This window comes from Acinetobacter sp. S4400-12 (assembly GCF_024129495.1).
GTDB lineage: Bacteria > Pseudomonadota > Gammaproteobacteria > Pseudomonadales > Moraxellaceae > Acinetobacter > Acinetobacter lwoffii_C.
The window spans coordinates 1-18,006 of sequence record NZ_JAMXYB010000042.1 but is presented as its reverse complement, the minus strand read 5'-3'; the positions used below and the strand labels follow the sequence as shown (position 1 = coordinate 18,006).

Annotated in this window: 15 protein-coding genes and 1 pseudogene; 12 read left to right on the top strand and 4 right to left on the bottom strand. The window is 45.0% G+C overall.

The features are described from left to right. Positions 1-205 precede the first annotated feature (205 nt). Positions 206-874, top strand: a pseudogene (locus NI461_RS12735) (LysR substrate-binding domain-containing protein). Between the two features lie 8 nt (positions 875-882). Here NI461_RS12735 and NI461_RS12730 read toward each other — a convergent pair. Then, positions 883-1,449 carry a YceI family protein gene (locus NI461_RS12730; RefSeq protein WP_151205415.1) on the bottom strand — a complete coding sequence of 189 codons (567 nt, stop codon included), beginning with the start codon at positions 1,447-1,449 and terminating at the stop codon, positions 883-885. A 47-nt stretch (positions 1,450-1,496) separates the two neighbouring features. Then, positions 1,497-2,066 carry a nicotinate-nicotinamide nucleotide adenylyltransferase gene (locus tag NI461_RS12725; protein ID WP_151205416.1) on the bottom strand — a complete coding sequence of 190 codons (570 nt, stop codon included), beginning with the start codon at positions 2,064-2,066 and terminating at the stop codon, positions 1,497-1,499. A gap of 103 nt (positions 2,067-2,169) precedes the next feature. Between NI461_RS12725 and NI461_RS12720 the strand changes: the two genes are divergently transcribed. Next, entirely contained in the window at positions 2,170-2,970 is an 801-nt protein-coding gene (locus NI461_RS12720) for an enoyl-CoA hydratase-related protein (protein WP_151205417.1), read from the top strand. Between the two features lie 102 nt (positions 2,971-3,072). Further along, positions 3,073-3,819 carry a nitroreductase family protein gene (locus tag NI461_RS12715; RefSeq protein WP_253157503.1) on the top strand — a complete coding sequence of 249 codons (747 nt, stop codon included), beginning with the start codon at positions 3,073-3,075 and terminating at the stop codon, positions 3,817-3,819. Between the two features lie 233 nt (positions 3,820-4,052). Here NI461_RS12715 and NI461_RS12710 read toward each other — a convergent pair whose 3' ends face one another. Then, the gene (locus tag NI461_RS12710) at positions 4,053-4,370 is read right to left on the bottom strand and encodes an NGG1p interacting factor NIF3 (protein WP_151205419.1); all 318 of its coding nucleotides are present in this window, start codon (positions 4,368-4,370) and stop codon (positions 4,053-4,055) included. 287 nt (positions 4,371-4,657) lie between these two features. Beyond that, positions 4,658-8,491, bottom strand: coding sequence for a phosphoribosylformylglycinamidine synthase (gene purL, locus NI461_RS12705; RefSeq protein ID WP_253157500.1), 3,834 nt, complete (start codon positions 8,489-8,491; stop codon positions 4,658-4,660). A gap of 1,366 nt (positions 8,492-9,857) precedes the next feature. Here purL and NI461_RS12700 point away from each other — a divergent pair. From NI461_RS12700 to tolA, 9 genes are all read left to right on the top strand, one after another. Next, on the top strand, positions 9,858-11,495 hold the full coding sequence (locus NI461_RS12700; RefSeq protein ID WP_253157499.1) for a sodium:proline symporter: 1,638 nt from the start codon (positions 9,858-9,860) through the stop codon (positions 11,493-11,495). 11 nt (positions 11,496-11,506) lie between these two features. Continuing rightward, the gene (locus tag NI461_RS12695; RefSeq protein WP_005097597.1) at positions 11,507-11,638 is read left to right on the top strand and encodes a putative transporter small subunit; all 132 of its coding nucleotides are present in this window, start codon (positions 11,507-11,509) and stop codon (positions 11,636-11,638) included. A gap of 172 nt (positions 11,639-11,810) precedes the next feature. Then, positions 11,811-13,151: a deoxyguanosinetriphosphate triphosphohydrolase gene (locus NI461_RS12690; protein WP_253157497.1), complete on the top strand. Its 1,341-nt coding sequence runs from the start codon at positions 11,811-11,813 to the stop codon at positions 13,149-13,151. Between the two features lie 118 nt (positions 13,152-13,269). Continuing rightward, positions 13,270-13,872 carry a Holliday junction branch migration protein RuvA gene (gene ruvA, locus NI461_RS12685; RefSeq protein WP_151205912.1) on the top strand — a complete coding sequence of 201 codons (603 nt, stop codon included), beginning with the start codon at positions 13,270-13,272 and terminating at the stop codon, positions 13,870-13,872. A 236-nt stretch (positions 13,873-14,108) separates the two neighbouring features. Continuing rightward, positions 14,109-15,116: a Holliday junction branch migration DNA helicase RuvB gene (ruvB, locus tag NI461_RS12680; RefSeq protein ID WP_151205507.1), complete on the top strand. Its 1,008-nt coding sequence runs from the start codon at positions 14,109-14,111 to the stop codon at positions 15,114-15,116. A gap of 508 nt (positions 15,117-15,624) precedes the next feature. Continuing rightward, entirely contained in the window at positions 15,625-16,032 is a 408-nt protein-coding gene (ybgC, locus tag NI461_RS12675; RefSeq protein ID WP_151205506.1) for a tol-pal system-associated acyl-CoA thioesterase, read from the top strand. Positions 16,033-16,059: 27 nt separating this feature from the next. Continuing rightward, positions 16,060-16,758, top strand: coding sequence for a protein TolQ (gene tolQ / locus NI461_RS12670; protein ID WP_253157494.1), 699 nt, complete (start codon positions 16,060-16,062; stop codon positions 16,756-16,758). Further along, on the top strand, positions 16,758-17,207 hold the full coding sequence (gene tolR / locus NI461_RS12665; protein ID WP_151205504.1) for a protein TolR: 450 nt from the start codon (positions 16,758-16,760) through the stop codon (positions 17,205-17,207). Before tolQ ends, tolR begins: the two co-directional genes overlap by 1 nt. Positions 17,208-17,210: 3 nt before the next feature. Continuing rightward, the coding region (gene tolA / locus NI461_RS12660; protein ID WP_253157492.1) for a cell envelope integrity protein TolA at positions 17,211-18,006 on the top strand (796 nt) is incomplete at its 3' end.

Here is an 18,006-nt window from a genome sequence, read left to right as displayed (position 1 = left end):
GGATGCATATATTGCAGAAATTACTCAACGCTTGAATCATCGTCCAAGAAAAAGACTCGGCTTTAAAAGTCCGAGTCAGGTATTATGGCAATAACATGGTGTTGCACTTCAAATGCTAATCTAAGATATAATTAAGAAAATTTCATCCAGACCAAATTTCTTTTAGGTAGCCCATGCTCCTTAATTCTAAAATTGTGCGGCTTTTCTGGCAGTTGCCGAAACACGAAGTTTTGACGCTGCAGCAAAAGTATTAAATATCACTGCTTCCGCAGTAAGCTTGCGGGTACTTGGCTATTGCCCTGCCTGTCAGCCACACTCATTTCAAAAAAAGATTGCTTTGCATCTTCGGGTGGTCGATCAAAGTGAAACGCATAAGCTTTTGCAACAAGGCCAAGTCAATGCCTGCATTAGCAACCCAAATGAAGCCATGTAGGGCTGTAAAGCACATTGTCTTGGAAAGATGCGCTATCGTATGGTGGCGACCCCTGCTTTTGTACAATTGTGGTTCAAACGAGGGATAAGTTGAGAGGTGCTACCTAAGGCCTCTGCCGTTATTTATAATGATCAAGATCATCTGCATAGCCACACATTGCTGGCTCAATTCGGCTTACATCGACAATGCCTTTCTTTTTGTTACATTCCCTCTGCAACAGCATTTGCTGAGGCCATTTTTTCAGGACTTTATGGTTTAGTGCCTGAATATCAAATCGCTGACCGTCTTGAAAATGGCGCACTGGTCGAGATATTGCCAGAATGCCAATGCGATGTGCCATGGTATTGGCATCACTGGCAGCAGCAATCTCCTGCTCTTAGGGTATTAACCGGAGTGATCTTGCATCAGGCCAGCTCCTTATTAAACCAGAGCCGTTTTTAGAGCCGAGCCTATTTAAGCTGCCATTGTCCAGAAACTACAATATTGACTTTTTCTCCAACCCCGCCAAATGCTTTTTTCATTCCAAAGTCACTGCGTGTTATCACTGTCGTCGCGTCAACATCCAAACGTTGGGGCTGGCTGATACTGGGTTTTAAGATAGTATCCAAAACCACCCGTCGGGTCACGCCCCGCAAGGATAAATCACCTGTAATACTGTAGTGATGAGGACCTAAAACGATAAATTCGCAGCTTGTGAAAGTCGCAGTCTGATATTTTTCAGCATCAAAGAAATCTTCACCCAGAATCAGATTACTCAGCGAGGGTTTATTTAAACTCAAACTTTTGATGTCGAGAACAAACTGGGCGGAGGCATGGAGTGGAGCTGCAGGATCAAAACTCATGCTAGACTGAATCTGCTCAAATTTACCTTTTACAATCGACACCCCCATCGACTTGATCTCAAAACCGACTTGGGTTTCTGGCGTGAGTTCCCATTGCTGAGGAGTGGCATGAGTAGTAAAATTTAAGCCCAGTATTCCTGCAACTAAGACGCTTTTCGCGATCCTGACATTCATCTGCTTCACTCCTAGGCCGCTGCAATTGCTTGCCTTGAGCTATTAGCTTACTCAAGATTGGTTTTGTCTTGAGTCAGGTATTTGTGCCGCAATTGTTGGTAAATAGGTGTTTTTTGAAATTGATGTAAAAACTCACTGGTTCCCAAGGGAAAAGCCGATTCAATAATTTTCCCAGTATAATAAGCTTCACGTAGCGGCGTTGCTGAAATTGCGCCTTTCAGGCTTTCAAGCTCGACCATCTCCCATTCAGGAAACAGCTTAAGATAATAGGAAGATTCATCCTTAAAATGGCCAATTAAACCCACTTTTGCATCTGGCTCAATGACACCTGTGACGAGTGATTTGACCAGTTTCTGCCATTTTTGGTCATTATAAACATCGACCACATGAACAAATTTGATCCGTTGCTGATCTTCAGCGGAAAAATTAGATAAAACCATCTGTTCACGCTCAGCAGCACTAAATGGATTTTTAATATTCCGTTCATTCTGTGCCGAACCTAAAGCCAGAATCACTTGCCGGCTTTGTTTTAATGCAATTTTAATGGTTTGCATATGGGCCAGATGAAAGGGCTGAAAGCGGCCAATAAAAACCAGATAATCAAATGTATAGTTCATAACAGATCAATTTTTTATGACTCGAGAGTTGTGTCGTTTAAATAAATATGCGACATAATAAACGCCATAAAATTAAATTAAGTTTTAAAGCAAGGATAGTACGATGACACTGAGCTGTATTCAACAACCTCATCCGCATTTAAACGCAATTTTAGATCAGGGCGTACTCACGCTGGCTATCAACCGCCCTGAAGCCAAAAATGCCTTGTATGGTGAATTGTACTTATGGATTGCCCAGGCGCTCGATGAAGCCGATCAGGACAGCAGTGTCCGGGTGGTAATTTTACGCGGTCAGGATGCAGATTTTAGTGCAGGCAATGACATGCAGGACTTTATGAAGTATGCAGCAATGAAGGGTCAGGCCCCTGCAGCGGAAGGCCCTCCTTTTATTTTATTAAAATCGGCAGCTAAATTTTCTAAGCCTTTGATTGCAGCCGTACGCGGTGTGGCTATTGGTATCGGGGTAACGATCCTGTTGCATTGTGACCTGGTCTATAGTGATCATACTGCCCTGTTCCAGATTCCTTTTGTCAGTCTGGGACTTTCTCCTGAAGGAGCTTCAAGTAAATTGTTAATTGAACAGGCGGGTTATCACAAGGCGGCTGAGTTATTACTTACTGCACAAAAATTTAACAGTGAAACAGCACGTTCAGCCAATTTAGTGAACAGTATTGAAGAAGAGGTTTATAGTAAAGCAGCACAGCAAGCTGCTCAACTGGCGGCCCTTCCACTGGCTTCTCTGGTCCAGTCCAAAGCCTTGATGAAACATAATTTAAATGAAATTGTTGAATGGATTGATCATGAAGCTGACATCTTTATGCAGCGTGTTGGCTCACCTGAAATGATGGAAGCAGTTGCGGCCTTTATGCAAAAGCGTAAGCCGGATTTTTCTCAATTCAACTAATTTAAGTTTGTCTATAAAACCACTTGGTTCGATAAGCTGGGTGGTTTTCTTATATTTCACCCCTATTTCTTTCCACATCACTGTAAAAAGAATATAAATACCATGACTGAAAAAAAGCGCTACCACGAACCTGCTCCCCAAGATATTGATGTAGACAACTTCCGTAAGGTGATTGAAAGCCGCCGTTCGGTACGTAAATTTACCAGCAAAGCGATTCCTGCCGAAGTGCTCGATGATTGTCTGGATCTCGCCTTACTGGCCCCCAACTCGTCGAACTTGCAGCCCTGGACCTTCTATGTGGTACAAAATCCCGCCAAAAAGAAACGCCTGGTGAAAGCCTGCATGAGCCAGCTGGCTGCCAAGACAGCATCTGAACTGATTGTCTGTGTTGCCCGCACTGACCGTATAGATGAAATGGCCAAACGTAATATTAATGAGTTTCCATTTCCAGAAGCCCCACCTGCAGTCAAAAAATACTACAAATACATTCCCTATAACTACAAAACCGGTTATCTGAATGCCTTTGGCAATTTTAAGAAAGTGGCGTTCAAAGTTGCCCGTACACTGGACAAGCAAATGCCAGTATCAGCATTTAATCCTGCGGATGCCAAACTGTGGGCCAGCAAAACCACAGCACTGGCCTGTGAAAATCTGGTTCTGGCCTTACGTGCTTATGGCTTTGACAGCTGCATGATGGAAGGATTTGATGAACCGCTGGTACGTGAAATTCTGGCATTAAATGATGGACAATATCCTGTCATGGTCATTGCAGCAGGTGAGCGTGCAAAAGATGGCGTATTCTTCCCGCAGTACCGTTTTGATCGTGAGCTGTTTATTCAGAAGGTTTAAGGTTCTTCCAGATGGACTCTTTTTCAATAAGATTTTAATTTTGAGATTAACCTTCGCTTCGACCTACTGTTGTTTTGGGAAAAAGTAGGTCGAAATGTCGAAGTATTGTCATCTACAAAAATCGGCTCAAACCTTCTCGCTATTGATACATCACAGATTTTTTTTCTTCTTCAGTCCTGCCTTAAACCAGTGCGGATGGCGTTTCAGTGTACCGAATATTGGTTTAAAAGCTATTAGAGTGGAATCTCCACCATTTGAATAAACTCAAAAGCCGGCTCTTCATAAGGATGCATGGCCTTTAACGCCCGTGCCACCTCACTGGCCTTATGTTCAGGCACAATGGTTTCTACCCGCCATTCTGAAACTTGTTCAAGCTCACCGACCTCACCAATAAACGGATCAGCGCCTTTCAGCGGCTTAAACTGGCCAGTGCCTAAAATCTGCCAGGCACAATGTTCATAATCGCCTATCCCTCCAGCACCGGCTGTAAAAATGGCAAGTTTAGTCGATTCAAGATGAGATTCAGGAACGTAATAAATGAGTTTAAGCATATCAATTGGTATATATTCTAGGAGTATTAATCCATCATATGGATCAACCACCATGATGTCTAATCAAAGATTACTTGCGAACCTGCTGGAGGAACAGCTAAAAAGTTTAGCAAATAAACTCCCTTCAAAGCAGCAGCTACCTTTCTGGAAGATACTATTAAATTTCTCTCTTTTCATAAAGTTAATCACTGGTTTACTTCCTTAAAAGAGCAAAAAATAAAAGAAAAATATCACCCAATAAAAAAGCCACCCGAAGGCGGCTTTTCATTCAGATGAATTTATAAAAATTAACCAATAAACTTACGTGCATTACGGAACATACGCAACCAGGCACCATCTTGATCCCAGTCTTCCGGTTTCCATGAATGCTGAACCGCACGGAAGTTACGCTCTGGGTGTGGCATCAGAATTGTTGCACGACCATCTTGAGAAGTTACACCAGAGATCCCTTCAGGCGAACCGTTCGGGTTTAATGGATATTGCTCTGTTGCCTGACCTTGGCTGTCAACATAGCGCATAATCACTTGGTTACCTGCATTCAGTGCAGCCAGATTTTCAGCCGATGCAACCACACGACCTTCACCATGCGCCACAGCGATTGGAAGAATAGAACCTTCCATGCCTTCTAGCAATACAGAATGAGATTTCTCGACACGAACGTTAACACTACGCGCTTCAAAAACTTCTGACTTGTTGCGATGGAAACGCGGCCATGCATCTGCCCCCGGAATAAGGGGTGCCAATTGAGACAACATCTGACAACCATTACAGATACCTAAAGAGAAGGTTTCCTGACGGTTGAAGAATTTCTCGAACTGGTCACGTAGCTGCGGGTTAAACAATACAGATTTGGCCCAGCCACCGCCTGCACCGAGTACGTCACCATAAGAGAAGCCACCACAGGTCACCAGACCTTCAAAGTCATCCAGACTGATACGGCCAGCCAGCAGGTCACTCATATGTACGTCAACAGTGTTGAAGCCCACTTTATCGAATGCAGCTGCCATTTCAACATGACCATTCACCCCCTGCTCACGCAGAATTGCCATATTTGGACGACGTGAATTGATATATGGGGCTTCAACTGGCTCATTCAAATCGAATGTCGGTTGAGCGATCAAGCCTTGGTGGGACTGGTCTGTGATCAGGGAAAATTCTTGATCTGCAGTTTCGACGTTGTCACGTAAACGCTGGATTTGATGAGAAACCTCAGTCCAGGCCACTTGCAAATCGGCACGCTCAAGTACCAGACCATTTACAGACAACTGGTCAGTATTGTTGACTGTACCCACAACAGAGATAGCATCTTTCAAGCTTGAAGCCGCAACTTCTGCTTGCAATACTTCCCAATCTGCTTTGGCGATTTGCAGAACTGCCCCGATTTCTTCAGCGAACAGTGCAGCCACAGATTGTTCTTCGAGTGCAACGCCCAGACGTGACGTAAACATCATTTCTGCAACAGTGGCCAATAAGCCGCCATCACCGATGTCATGATAGGCCTTGATCAGGTCGCGATCGTTCCACTCCTGAACCAGTGCAAAGAAAGCTTTCAAGTCATCAAAGCTATCAACGTCAGGGGTTACTGAACCAATCGCTTTATAAACCTGAGCCAGAATCGAACCGCCTAGACGGAATTGGCCTTTAGAAAGATCGATACGTAGCAGTACAGAATCGATGTTTTTCAATTCAGGGGTCAATGTCTTGCGCACATCAGTCACTGGCGCAAATGCCGTGATTACCCCTGACATTGGCGAAGTCACAGATTTATCTGTACCTTCGTCATTCCAGGTCGTACGCATCGACAATGAGTCTTTACCCACAGGAATCGCGATTCCCAGTGCTGGACACATTTCCATACCGATGGCTTTTACGCCTTCGAATAAAGCTTGGTCTTCACCTGGTTGACCGGCAGCCGCCATCCAGTTTGCAGACAATTTGATGTCACTGATCTGTTTAATCTTCGCTGACATGATGTTTGTAATAGACTCAGCAACCGATAAACGTGCAGATGCTGCCGGATTTAACAATGCTACCGGTGGACGCTCGCCCATCGCCATCGCTTCACCGTTATAACCGACTAGACTGGTGGTGGTCACTGCAGCATCCGCGACAGGAATCTGCCAACGACCCACCATCTGGTCACGTGCAACCATACCGGTAATCGAGCGGTCACCAATAGTGATCAGGAATGATTTAGATGCAACTGTCGGGTTCTTGATCACGCGGTAAATCGCATCTTTCAGGTCAGTGACTTTAGACGCATCAAAGTCATCACCTTTACGCTCCACTGTTTCATATGAACGGCTCATACGCGGGGTACCGCCAAGCATCACCTGCATTGGCATGTCCACCGGCTTGTTGCCAAATAATGGATCTTCAACAGTTAAATGACGCGCTTCAGTCGCTTCGCCCAGCACCGCAAACGGACAACGTTCACGCGCACAGATTGACTCAAACAGTGGCAAAGATTCTGGACGGATCGCAAGCACATAACGCTCTTGTGCTTCGTTTGACCAGATTTCCATTGGCGACATGCCTGGCTCTAGAGATGGAATCTTACGTAGATCCAGTACCGCACCCAGTTCGTGGTCATTGACCAGTTCAGGCATTGCATTTGAAATACCGCCTGCACCGACGTCATGTACCGAAACAATCGGGTTTTCATCTTCCATGCGCCAGCAAGTATCAATGACTTCCTGACAACGGCGTTCCATTTCCGGGTTTTCACGCTGTACCGATGCGAAGTCCAGATTTTCACCCATGGTACCGCTGTCTACAGAAGACGCTGCGCCGCCGCCCAGACCGATCAGCATCGCAGGGCCGCCCAGCACGATAAGCAAGTCACCCTGCTGGATCGGATCTTTTTCTACATGGTCAGGACGGATGTTACCGTAACCACCTGCAATCATGATTGGTTTATGGAAGCCTTTCACTTCGCCATTGACGTTCTGTTCAAAAGTACGGAAATAACCATTTAAAGCCGGACGACCAAATTCGTTGTTAAACGCTGCGCCACCGAGTGGGCCTTCAATCATGATTTGCAGTGGCGATGCCATACGTGATGGTTTGCCGTAGTTTTCCTCCCAAGGCTGTTCAAAACCAGGAATATTCAGGTTAGATACTGTGAAACCGGTTAAGCCAGCTTTCGGCTTACCACCACGACCTGTCGCACCTTCATCACGGATTTCACCGCCTGAACCGGTCGCAGCACCGGCAAATGGCGCAATCGCAGTCGGGTGGTTGTGTGTTTCCACTTTCATCAGAATATGAGCGGCCTGGCTCTTATATTTATAAACGTGCTGGCCGTTATCTTCCTTGGTTGGATAGAAACGTTGCGTATCAGAACCTACAATCACTGAGGCGTTGTCTTTATAAGCAGACAATACATCTGTTGGTGATTCCTTATAGGTGTTCTTGATCATCTGGAACAGTGACAAAGGCTGAACTTCACCATCAATGGTCCATTCTGAACCGAAGATTTTGTGACGGCAATGCTCAGAGTTTGCCTGTGCAAACATCATCAGCTCAATATCATTCGGGTTACGGCCCAGCTTGTTAAAGGCATCGGTTAAATAATCAATTTCTTCATCAGACAGTGCAAAACCGAATTCATTGTTCGCCTGAACTAACGCTGCCTTGCCCTGACCCAGAATATCAATCGAGTTCAAAGGTTTTGGTGCTGTTTCAGTAAACAGTGCCGCAGCATCTTCAATCGTATTAAACACGCTTTCAGTCATGCGGTCATGTAAAACCTGCAGTACTTCTTTAGAAAGCTCTTTTTCACCTTTTAAGGTAAATAAAACACCGCGTTCCAGACGATGAACTGGGGTATTACAGTTCTTGAAAATATCTGTCGCTTTGGATGACCATGGAGAAATGGTGCCTAATCGTGGTGTTACTAAAATCTGGATTTCATCACTTGTCGCTTGGTGTAAATCAAAAGATTGACCATCATTTAAAAGCTGCAAAGCGGATTGCTGTTGTTGCTCGTTGAGCGCTTGGTCAAAGAGGTAGACCCATTGACTTTCAATTGATTGAACAGAACTAATTGACGATAAACGTGAAAGTAGTTGAGTTTTCTTAAATGAAGAATGTGCAGGTGCACCGGCAACAATAAACATGCTGATTTTGGCTCCACGGGATGGTCGTAAACCATGCCACAATGTGACTTGAGAGAGCGCATATTCTACTGTGAAATAAGGAAATCGGCTAGATGGCAAATACGAAAACTACTGCTGAAATATTCTGTATTTTTAAAATATTGTTTTATTTTCAAGCAGGAAAATTGAATCGGGTCGCGTAGACTAACACAATTTGTTAAATAAAAATCAAAACCGATGAAGAATAATTTCATTTAATAAAATTGTATTATTTTTCAACAGCAAGACTACTTAAAATGCGTACAGCACTTATTCGTGAGCCGCTATAAAAACCTTATTAAGGATAGGTTTAGGCTCAAGCTTCTCGAGATAGACTAAAAACACTCGAGTTCATTTTTTCAGCTCGTCTCTCTGTGTCCTGTCGGCGAGTTGCCATACCGCAATAATTTTGTATCCCGCTATCTTCATTCCGGACTCCAGCGCACGCGTCAAGACTCGGCCTCGCTGTGCTGTATGTTTGGGCCTGCCGGGCATAGACAGTCATGTCGCCTGCCTCAATCGACTTCCAATAATATCGGGCAGCCCAGATTATCCTCCCCACCTATTTTAATATCTGGGCTGTATTTAAAGATATCTAAACCTCATATATAAGACTGCACCCTAGTTTTTAACAAAGATTGAGACTTAAAATGAATAGGGTTATTTTATTAAATACACTTTAAAGAGATTAAGTCTATTTTTACTGATATATTAATCCCAAATATTGATTCAAATATTTCTTAAAACCCTTACTCAAAAGAGTGAAATTAAACGCTAATCAATTGAAAATATAAAGCTTAAATTCAAACTGATTCTCAGCCTCTATTCTTATGTAAAAATTTAGTATATATAGGCAGCATGAGACATGAATTAATGTTAATTTCGTGGCCTATTATGAAAAAAATCACGACTCATAATAGAGAAAATCAGGAATATTAAAATTTTGTTACTTTTTTATTTCTTGACTACTATCAATCTTTATTCTAATTAAAAACCCTGCAATAAATAGCTGTAATTCCTATAAAAATATACCACTCACAGGTCCGCATATTAGAGGATGTCGAAATCGAAAATAGCCTTATATCAGCAAAGAATCTGCATAATTGAGGACTTCATCCTTAAATTTGATGATTTTATGTTAACCTCTACGCCAATTGTTGAGGAAATGTCCACATTCAGGACGCATAAATCATCCTCTTTTCTGCTGCAGATATGCATATCAAATTGATATTCAGACACTGGTTTTTTTATTTTCTGTAGCTTCACTGCTCTGTCTAATCTAGAGCCTTAATCTGTTGCCAATGATTTAATTTTCAAAAACAAAAGGTGACCCGCTTAAGGAGTATATATGTTTCAATTCACTAGTACAGCAACTGTACTATTGATGGTGCTTTTCTATGGCATCACCTTTCTATTGTCGTTACGCATTAAGCAAAAAAATGAAAATGTCGATGGATATATGGTCTCAAATGGCTCCATCGGCTTTGGAATGTCTGCGGCCAGTATGACCGCCACCTGGATCTGGGCCGCTTCATTTTATGCAGCAGCTTCGTCCGGATATAAATACGGTGTTTCCGGTGCCTTACACTATGGTTTGTGGGGTGCACTGATGATTTTATTTATCTATCCATTCGGCAAACGTTTCCGCGAACTGGCACCCAATGCGCACACTTTGGCAGAAATCATGCATGCGCGGCATGGCAACCAGAGCCAGATGATTCTGGCCGGCTCCAACATTGTCGGGAGCGTGATCAGCCTGATGGTAAACTTTACCGCAGCAGGTGCGCTGGTTGAAATTCTGTCTCCCCTCAGCTTTATCCATGGGGTCTTGATTACCGGATTTGGCGTCCTGTCCTATACTTTATGGTCAGGTTTCCGCTCCTCGGTATTTACCGACTTTGGTCAACTGGTTGCCATGATTGTGGCGGCAGTGATCATTATTCCAACGCTATTTTTTACGCTGGGCGGCCCGTCACTGTTCCAGACCGGCATGCATAATCTGCAACCGGAACAACTGGATTTCTTTTCGAAAACCGCATTTTTAGAACAAGGCGCACCATTTTTTGTGGCGGTACTGGCCTATGCAATTGGTAACCAGACCATCGCTCAACGCATGTTTGCAGTCCGTAAAGACTTGATCAAACCGAGTTTCATTACCGCAACCATTGGTTATGCTGCGATTGTCGTCGGTTTAGGAATGCTCGGATTATTGGCACTCTTTGCCGGTATTCAGCCAATTGATGGCAACCTGAACAACCTGATTCCACAAATGGCAGCAACGTATCTGTCTCCATTTATGGTGGCCTTACTCTTTTTCATGGTGATTGGCGCGCTTTCATCAACGGCGGATTCGGACTTATCTGCCCTGTCTGCCATCGTAATGACCGACATTTATGGCAAACAGATTGCTAAAAATCGTCCTGATCCGAAGAAGATGCTGTTTATTGGCCGGATGACCATGATTGTAGCCACCATGCTCGGTATTTTAATTGCCACGCTTAAATTCGATATTCTGGCGATGCTGATTTTTGTCGGCGCGCTCTGGGGTTCCATTGTATTCCCGGTGATTGCCAGCCTGTACTGGGACAAGGTCAATGCGCGTGCCTTTAACTGGTCTGTCGGTATCGCATTTTTAAGCTTTCTGGTGGTTCGATTTGAATGGCTGCCGATTCAGGGTCTGATCGCACTTGGCTTTGAGCTTATGGCCACCCTCGGTATTGGTGTGGTACTGGGTCTGATGAGCTTTGGCTTCTTTGGCAAGAAAGTTGGCCTGGTGGTCGGCATTCTGGCCAGTATCGGCTTCCTTCCATGGACCATCGGCTTCCTGCGTGATTATGGCACGCTATTGAGTTCTCTGACCGCCTATGGCAGCAGCGCCATTGTCTGTACCGTCCTGACTTTAATGAATAGCAAAGAACGATTTGATTTTAAACAAATCAATAAAATGGTGATTGAGTTTCACCAGGTATCTGAGAAAAGTAAATAAGGAGATTTCAGATGAGTAGTCAATTTATGACCCTATATGTACTTTTTTGGCCCTTGGTGGCGACGATGATTCTGTTCGTCATTTGTATGGGAGTCTATAAAGACATCCAGGAAGCCAAGATCAGTGGTGAAGATTTGCTTTAGTACACCACTCCCATGAGACAAAAACAGGTCAATATGACCTGTTTTTTATGGCAACTGTTCAACTGAAATTTCCACAGAGTTTTGTGTGTTCCGACAATTCATGTCGCAGCACCCTAGTGCTGTCGTCACTTTTTTGGCATGATGCACAGAGCAAAGAACTGAATAATGATAAATGACTCAAATGCGTTGGTTAGAACTGCTTTCCACAGTTCGGATTGGTAGTAAAAAGCAAAGTACTGAACTGGCCCGCAGCCCGTTCCATAAAGATTATGACCGGATTATTTTTTCCCAGAGCTTCCGGCAGCTGAACCGTAAAACGCAGGTTCACCCCCTGACCCAGCATGACGGGATTCACACCCGTTTAACCCATTCGCTTGAAGTGTCCTGTATTGGACGCTCGCTGGGAATGCTGGCAGCAGAGAAAATTAAAGACCGGCTGCCACCCTGGATTTCCCCGGCAGATGTCGGTGCCATTATTCAGGCAGCCTGTCTGGCGCATGATATTGGTAATCCGCCCTTTGGTCATGCGGGTGAATATGCAATTCGGGAATGGTTTGATGATGTATCGCATACGGACTTCTTAAAAGATTTGAGTGCCGAGCAGGAAGCCGATGTACGCCAGTTTGAGGGCAATGCCCAAGGTCTGCGCCTGCTGACCAAGATTGACTATCATCCCAACGACGGTGGCATGCGCCTGACGTATGCCACTTTAGGCGCTTATTTAAAATATCCGTGGCTGTCCAAAACCATTGCATCTCAAGGTGACCGCCCGGCCAGTCAACGAGCCAAATTTGGCTGTTATCAGGCGGAAAAAGATATTTTAAAACAGATCGCAGAAGAGCTTGGACTGATCCAGTTAGACGAGTATCAATACTGCCGTCACCCACTCACCTATCTGCTCGAAGCAGCCGATGACATCTGTTATGCCCTGATTGACCTGGAAGATGGCATCAGCCTGAATATGCTGAGTTATGAGGAAGTAGAGCCGGTATTTTTAAATCTGTTAGGCGACTATGGTGTTCCATCCGAGATAGCCATGGACAATACCACCTGGCAGCAGAAAATTGCCGCCTTGCGTGGCCGTGTGATGAAACGCCTGGTGAATGAAGTGACCACGGCCTTTGCCCGACATCATAACCAGATTTTATCGGGCCAGTTACAGGGTGGGTTATTGCAATATTGCACAGCAGATATTGAAAGCGGGATTGACCGGGCCAAAGAACTGGCGCGTGACAGGATTTTTGAGCATCCGCAAAAAGCAGGACTGGAAATCATTGCTCATCAATGCTTGCAGAATATTCTGGATGCATTTATTCCGCTGACTATACCGCATAAAACGCTGAGCTTTAAGGAACAGCGCCTGATGTCGATTCTGCAACGCTCAGGTGCGAATTTCACAGCCAGCCATTATGAAAATATTATGCAGGTCCTGGATATTATCTCAAAATTTTCTGATCATCAGGCCTATAACCTGTCACAGGAATTACAGGGCAATAAAGTCGGATTATTATAAAATATCCTGCTGTATTAAGTGATGATGACAGCAAAACCCCCTATTGTGCAGCAGTGGTTTTGCCTTTACTGAAAATGCTGACTACTATGCTACAAACTGAATTTAGTGATGATAAAAGATGATTGGATGCCTAATTGGTGAAGTACTGGCGCTTGAAGCACCGACTGTCCTGTTAAATGTAAATGGCGTGGGTTATGAAATTGATACACCACTTACCACCTTTTGCCAGCTCCAGAAAGGTCAGCACATTACCCTGTGGACACATCTGGCCGTACGTGAAGATGCGCAGTTACTCTATGGCTTTTTAAATGCCCAGGAAAAAACCATTTTCCGGACCTTATTAAAGGTGAATGGCGTTGGCCCCAAAATGGCACTGGGTATTCTGTCAACGTTAAGTGTAGAAATGCTGATTCACACAGTTGAGAACGAAGACCTCAACACCTTGGTCAAAGTACCGGGGGTGGGCAAAAAAACCGCTGAACGCCTGATGATTGAGCTGCGAGACCGCTTTAAGGCGATGGCCACAGGTACCACACCGGCCAATTCTACTGCACCCCAGATTCAGTTTATGGGGAACTCTGCAGTGGCCGAAGCCGAAGCTGCATTACAGTCATTAGGCTACAAACCTGCTGAAGCACAAAAACTGATTAATGCAGTGAAAGCCGACTTCACAGAAGCCAGTGACATCATCCGTGCAGCATTAAAATCGATGAATCGCTAATGATTAACGTCAACCACATATGTTAAGCATTTAGTTTTACTACACGTTAGACGACATGGATGTCGTCCGTTAGATTGGGATATAGGGACATATCCTCAATCTAACAAAGGGTTTTGTTACTTTTGCCCTGTCAAAAGTAAAATACCGCCTACGTAATGGCCGTTAAACACAAATCATTATTTGAGGCTGTCCCAACAGCATCAAACAGCTTCAATAAAGAGATGAATTAAATCGATATGCAAGACCGTCTCATCAGTGGTTCTGAAAAACCCGAAGATCATTTTGATCGTGCCATCCGTCCGACCTCCCTCGATGACTACATCGGTCAGCCCGTGGTCCGTGAACAAATGGAAATCTTTATTGGCGCTGCTCGTGGCCGTGAAGAAGCCCTCGACCATACGCTTATTTTTGGCCCTCCCGGCCTTGGAAAAACCACACTGGCCAATATTATTGCCCGTGAAATGGGCGGCAACTTAAAATCCACTTCAGGCCCAGTGTTGGAACGTGCGGGTGATCTGGCAGCGATGCTGACCAACCTTGAAGAGGGTGATGTTTTATTTATTGATGAAATTCACCGCCTTTCCCCAGTAATTGAAGAAATTCTATACCCAGCGATGGAGGACTATCAGCTAGACATCATGATTGGTGAAGGTCCGGCTGCCCGTTCAATCAAACTGGATTTACCTCCATTTACACTAGTGGCGGCAACCACACGGGCTGGTCTGCTGACCTCTCCCCTACGTGACCGTTTTGGCATTGTGCAGCGTTTAGAGTTCTATTCTGTTGCTGACCTGACCCATATTGTGTCACGTTCAGCCAGCTTAATGGATGTCCCAATGACAGACGATGGTGCAAAAGAAATCGCCCGCCGTGCCCGTGGCACACCACGTATTGCCAACCGTTTACTGCGCCGCGTACGTGACTATGCACAGGTCAAAGGCACTGGTGAAGTCACTCAGGACATGGCACAACGTGCGCTGGATATGTTGAATGTCGATAAAGATGGCCTGGATACTTTAGATCGCCGTTACCTGTCGATGTTACTGGAACGTTTTGAGGGTGGCCCTGCGGGTGTTGAAGCCGTGGCAGCGGCCATGGCAGAGGACTCCGGGACTCTGGAAGATGTGATTGAACCTTACTTAATTCAGCAAGGTTATGTCATGCGAACTGCACGTGGACGTATTGCCACCAATATGGCGTATTTACAATTTGGCATGACTCCACCTGAACCAAAGGATAAATAACGAAAAGGGAGTAAAGGCTCCCTTATGGTTTTCGGTCAATATTGAGCATTTTCATATCATCCTGTCCTTATGGGTAACGCAGAGAATCCTTAGCGTTTGTCAGTCGTGACTTGGGTAAGAAACCAGGTTATTCATACCGGATAGACCGGGTATATACAGTTATGCTCTGAGTACTGCTAAAACATTTGCCGTCATTAAAATCACTCAGCAGACTCAAATGAGCTAAAAACACAACAACACAAGCGGATTTCCCCCTATTCAGATATAGGTGAGTCAAGGTACTCACCCTGCTAAGATTGCCTCATAAATAAGCAATTGACTGCGCTCTACAGACGCAATAACGTGCCGATTCAGATTTGACATCTTGTGCCATTGGTCTCAAGGCTCACAATGCTAAACTTTGACGCGCTAATTTGCTTGGCTTCAGGAAGGAATAGAGTAGATTTTAAACCTTGCCCCACCTTTTAAAACAAGCAAATATTTCGTAAAACCTGCATGGAACAAAACTATGGCGAATCACTTTGAATTCAATATCCGCGTCTATATTGAAGATACTGATGCGGGTGGCATTGTCTATCACGCCAACCATATTCGCTATATGGAACGTACCCGTACCGAATGGTTACGTGCGGCTGGCGTCAGTCATTACTGGCATCAGTCCGACTATAACTTTGTTGTGCACAAAATTAGCGTGAAGTATATGCGTCCAATTTTAATGGATGATTTAATTACTGTTACTGCACGTGTCATTTCATGTAAAGCTTCATCATTTGTATTGCAACAAAATATTTATCGTGGTGAAATCATGCTTGCATCTGGCGAGGTAGAGTTGGCATGTATTAGTGCAGAAATGAAACCGCGTCGACTTCCAGATGAAATACGCGAACTGATTCGAAAAGAATTGGAACAAGACTAAAAAAATTAATTGGCACACGTAACAACTATGGCAACTCAGTTAGAATCATCTCTTCAAGTTTCAGATCTTATTTTACAAGCAAGCCCTGTCGTACAACTGGTGATGCTTTCTTTGCTGTTAGCCTCATTGTACAGCTGGTATCTGATTGCCAAGTTATATATGAGCTATAAAAAGGCTCAGGCTGAAGACCAGCATTTCCAGAAAATTTTCTGGTCAGGGGCCGAACTGAAAACCTTGTATAACAATGCTCAGCTAAATTCTAAACGTACCGGTCTTGAGGATATTTTCTATCAAGGTCTGGGTGAGTTCCTGAAACTGAAAAAGCGTCATGCGCCGACTACCCAGTCCATTGAAGGCACAGAGCGTATTCTGCGTGTCGGCCTCAGTCGTGATCAGGGACAACTTGAACAGGGATTGGGAGCTTTGGCCAGCATTGGCTCAGTTGCACCCTATGTCGGTCTTTTTGGTACGGTCTGGGGCATCATGAATGCCTTTATTGGCTTGGCTGATGTCGAGCAGGTAATGCTGGCCACCGTTGCACCGGGCATTGCAGAAGCGCTGATTGCTACAGCTATTGGCCTGTTTGCAGCAATTCCAGCTGTATTGGCTTTTAACCATTTCACCACTAAAGGCGAAACCCTGTACTCAGATCGTGCCCTGTTTGCTGAAGAAATGGTGGCGCTGCTGCAACGTCAGTCGGTGGGCGTAACACAGGACACGAACTAATGGCTATTCAAGGTGCAGGACGCTTTGCGCGTATTAAAAAACCACTGAAAAGTGACATGAATGTCGTACCTTATATCGATGTTATGCTGGTACTTCTGGTTATTTTCATGGTGACGGCTCCCATGATTACCAGCGGTATTAAAGTTGACTTGCCTCAGGCCAATGGCCTACCCATCGAATCTAAAGATGCACCCACTATTGTCACGCTGAAAGAAGATGGAACCTATTATCTGGACTACAAAAACCAGACCACAGGCCCAGTCACACTAGCTGAGTTGAGCCAGACTTTGGTGGAAGCGCAGACCGAGGCTGAGAAGAATAACAAGCTGCTGAATGTCGTGATCAACGGTCACACCACCCGTCCTTATGGCGATGTCATGGCGCTGATGTCGAGCCTGCAAGATGCCGGTCTGTCCCAAGTCGGTTTACTGACCAAACCATTAGAATAAAGTATGAAAAATTATCAGAAACCACCCTTTCAGCAAAAAGCAGTGGCGATTGGATTTACCTTGGGAATCCACGCTGTTGCTTTGGTGGGCCTACTTTTTCTGGGCATGAGTAAGCCACCCGAACCACCAAAACAGATCAAAACGGTCCTGATCAAACCTGAGGACTTAAAACCGCTGACTCACGAAAAAACCGAGTTTGAAGAAACAGCCCATGAAAATGTGGCAGAAGAAATTACCCAAACAGCTGAACCGAGTGTAGAGCCTGCCCCGGTGGTTCCAACAGCAGCTGCACCAACCCCTCCGGCACCGCAACCTGCACCATCACCACCACAGATCGATATTCAAAAAGCCCAGCAAGAAGCGAAAGCAGCAGAGCTTGCTCAAGCCAAGGCCGCCCAGCAAGCAGCTGAAGCTGCAAAACGCGCGAAAGCAGCCGAACAGGCTAAAGAGGCAGCTGCTAAAGCCAAAGCTGAGTCAGCGCAGAAATCCAAAGCTGAAGCCGACGCTGCCCGTAAGGCCGAGCTTGACACACAGCGTAAAGCCGATGCTGCACAAAAAGCCAAATTAGAAGCTCAGAAAAAAGCGGATTTGGCCGCCAAACAAAAAGCCGATGCTGCAAAGGCGAAAGCTGACGCGGAGGCCAAACGTAAAGCTGATACCGATGCCAAAGTCAAAGCTGAGGCAGATGCAAAACGTAAGGTGGATGCGGATGCAAAACGTAAAGCTGAGGCGGATGCAAAACGTAAGGCAGATGCTGATGCCAAAGCAAAAGCCGATGCGGCAGCTAAAGCCAAAGCCG